The 2,759-nt window shown below is 41.2% G+C and carries 4 protein-coding genes; 2 read left to right on the top strand and 2 right to left on the bottom strand.

Going from position 1 to position 2,759, the window contains the following annotated elements; genetic code table 11:
• A partial coding sequence (locus tag AC1DVB_RS26375; RefSeq protein ID WP_477591744.1) for a transposase occupies positions 1–360 on the top strand: 360 nt, incomplete at its 5' end.
• Between the two features lie 133 nt (positions 361–493).
• On the opposite strand, the gene AC1DVB_RS26380 is transcribed toward AC1DVB_RS26375, so the two are convergent.
• Complete coding sequence (locus tag AC1DVB_RS26380) at positions 494–859, bottom strand: hypothetical protein (RefSeq protein WP_477591746.1); 366 nt, start codon at positions 857–859, stop codon at positions 494–496.
• 454 nt (positions 860–1,313) lie between these two features.
• Between AC1DVB_RS26380 and AC1DVB_RS26385 the strand changes: the two genes are divergently transcribed.
• Positions 1,314–1,868 carry a GNAT family N-acetyltransferase gene (locus tag AC1DVB_RS26385; protein ID WP_477591748.1) on the top strand — a complete coding sequence of 185 codons (555 nt, stop codon included), beginning with the start codon at positions 1,314–1,316 and terminating at the stop codon, positions 1,866–1,868.
• A gap of 541 nt (positions 1,869–2,409) precedes the next feature.
• Here the strand turns inward: AC1DVB_RS26385 and AC1DVB_RS26390 are convergent.
• On the bottom strand, positions 2,410–2,736 hold the full coding sequence (locus AC1DVB_RS26390; protein ID WP_057276156.1) for an antibiotic biosynthesis monooxygenase family protein: 327 nt from the start codon (positions 2,734–2,736) through the stop codon (positions 2,410–2,412).
• Positions 2,737–2,759 lie beyond the last annotated feature (23 nt).

Raw genomic sequence — 2,759 nt, forward strand, 5'->3', positions numbered from 1 at the left:
GGGCTATCGCGAGTGGGCTATCGCGAGTACAAATCGCCAAAACAAATTTGTACAACATGCTCATTTTTATCTCGGTGTACAGAAAGCAAAGACTGTCAAAAAGTGGTGACACGGCATATCTGGCAAACACATGTGGAAGAAGCAGATCATCTGCGTCATCATCAAGATGTAAAACCTATATATGCAAAACGTAAAGAAACAATTGAGCGTGTATTCGCTGATGCAAAAGAAAAGCATGGTATGCGTTGGACTACTTTAAGGGGACTTAAAAAATTGTCGATGCAGGCGATGCTTACTTTCGCTGCCATTAATTTAAAGAAGATGGCCAATTGGGCATGGCGAGGTCCAAAAATGGCCTAACATAGTAGGCTCGTTGAGCCCCAATCTCTTAACTTTAGGCGAAAATTCAAAGGAATTTCAAAAAGGGGTCGGAATTTTTTAATTCCGAACCCCTTTTGTCTACAAACTGAGACAGCATAACCTGTCTTTTTTTTCACCATCTACAAATCCAATTCCAACCAAATCCGGGARCCCATACTCTCCTACAGCGTGGAATCCATTGTCCGTGTTCCCAATGACCGCCGCCATGACCGCCACCGTGTCCGCCCCAATGACCGCCGCCATGACCGCCACCGTGTCCGTTCCATTGACCGCCGCCATGACCGCCACCGTGTCCGTCCCATTGACCGCCGCCATGACCACCACCGTGTCCGTCCCATTGACCGCCACCGTGTCCGTCCCATTGACCGCCGCCATGACCGCCACCGTGTCCGTCCCATTGACCGCCGCCCGGGCCAGGTATTCGTTCTCCATCTATATAATAATGCACATTATTAGGGTAGTAAGTGTAATTATACATTCAAGAAATCCTCCTTTTTTTGTTTACCCTTTCAGACTATGTACAAAGGGTGGGAAGGGTCCTATATGGACAATGATGGACAACAAAACAGGGCTGCCTATTTATTGTTGTTAAAATAAAAGACAACAATATTAATGGCTGTTTTTTTTTTGCCTCATATTGAATTTTTGTTCAGCATTAAGGTAGTAAAGGAACCGATGCCTTCTGATGACATGTTAAAAATTGTTCCTGAAATGAAAGATGAAAATCGAAGGCCCATGTTTTTAATGATCTCAGCAGTAAAGGAACCGAAAATAATGAAGTAAACGAAAAAAGGCGTTTCTACGAAAGTAGGGACGCCTCTTAGTTATTAACATTAATTTTTAAGCAATAATGCGTTGATTATCGACTTTAATTAGGTAATGATTAAATAGTTAAATATGGAAATGGGAGTTTGGAAGGGGGAAATTGAATGGTGAAGGTATTTCCGGTTATTGAAACCAAACGATTGATATTAAGGGAAGTGACACTGGAAGATGCGGGTGACATGTTCAAATATCTATCTGATACAGATGTGGTGAAGCCAATGGGGTTAGATCCATTCGAGACAGTAAATGATGTATGGGATGAAATTAAGTGGTATGAATCTATTTTCGAAAAAGGTTCGGGAATTAGATGGGGAATTACATTAAAAAATTCCGGTAAGGTTATAGGAAGTTGTGGTTTTCTGAATATGGTAACCAAACACCATCGTGCTGAAATTGGATATGAATTAAGTAAAGACCATTGGGGAAAAGGCATTGCGAGTGAAACATTGGAAGCCGTTGTTATGTATGGTTATCGCCACTTTCACCTGGAAAGGATTGAAGCTTTAATTGAACCTGATAATCACCCATCCCAAAAACTAGTGGAAAAACAAGGATTTAGAAGAGAAGGACTTCTTAGGCATTATGAATTTACCCGTGGCAAATTCGATGATTTATACATGTACTCACTCATAAAAGAAGATCTTAACGGCATTTCCTTTTAATTAATTCATTGTGAAGATCGTTTAAGAAGCGGTCCCTGTTTGTCGACAAAAGTGGATTTCGGAATGCACTCATCCCGAAGCCCTTTTACGATTTTACTGAGGGGATGATTACCAATTGGGATTTTAGAGGTCTCATGCTGAAGACAAACTCAATGGAAAGCTTGAACTAAAATTTATGAATTTCACCCATAAAAAAACACTTTTACTTTTTAAGGGTTTGTAAATTTGAACGTTGATTTCCATTACAGGCACTCGCTTTCCGCGGGCGGTCCGGGAGCCTCCTCGGCGCTCTTTGCGCCTGTGGGGTCTCCCTTGGCCTCGCTTTTCCCGCAGGAGTCTCGTACCTTCCATTCCAATCAACTAGAGTTATTTTACAATTTAGGCTGTTCATCCCAAACCATGTTTAAAACTAGTTTCCATTATGGGTTTTTACTGTTTTATGAAACACTTATTAGATTGAAGATATTTACCCTTACTTCTGGAGAGTAACTGGCAGCTACCAAAGTCACTTGCGGTTAGAACGTTTTTAAAACTGAAGTCATTATTTGCTTGTATAATCTCTTTCAACCTTACAAATTCGGGTAGTGTATGACGAGTACCAATCTTTCATACCTTTTTCTTGTGCCTTTTTGTGAGCGGCATTTTCCTTCCAAAGCTTTATGGCATCCAAGGACTTCCAATAGGATACGGTAATTCCTAACCCGTTTTGATCTCTTACGCTTTCGACTCCTAAATAGCCATCTTGTTGAGCGGCAAGTTCATCCATGAATTCTGCGGTTGAATTATAGCTTGCGGCATCCTTATCGCTTCTTAGCGAAGTGAAAATACAAGCGTAATAGGGCGGTTCGGGAGTATTTGCAAATAACATGAAATGATGCCTCCTTTTAACTT

Source organism: Peribacillus sp. P4_D6, from assembly GCF_056401795.1.